Annotated in this window: 1 rRNA gene; it reads left to right on the top strand. The window is 54.9% G+C overall.

Annotated features, from left to right (window positions below):
* Positions 1–257, top strand: a 16S ribosomal RNA gene (locus I6E24_RS16955); the annotation flags it as partial.

Here is a 257-nt window from a genome sequence, read left to right as displayed (position 1 = left end):
ATCATTTGGAGACAGATGAGCCGCAAGGCATGTATGAAGGTGCTGCATGGTTGTCGTCAGCTCGTGCCGTGAGGTGTCGGCTTAAGTGCCATAACGAGCGCAACCCTTTCTGCCAGTTACTAACAGGTTGAGCTGAGGACTCTGGCGGTACTGCCATCGTAAGATGTGAGGAAGGTGGGGATGACGTCAAATCAGCACGGCCCTTACGTCCGGGGCTACACACGTGTTACAATGGGGGGTACAGAAGGCAGCTTGCC

Origin of the sequence: Bacteroides caecigallinarum (assembly GCF_021530995.1) — a bacterium.
In the GTDB taxonomy this organism is placed as follows: Bacteria; Bacteroidota; Bacteroidia; order Bacteroidales; family Bacteroidaceae; genus Phocaeicola; species Phocaeicola faecigallinarum.
Note: the sequence above shows the minus strand (reverse complement) of the source record. Positions and strands in the feature narration are given on the sequence as shown.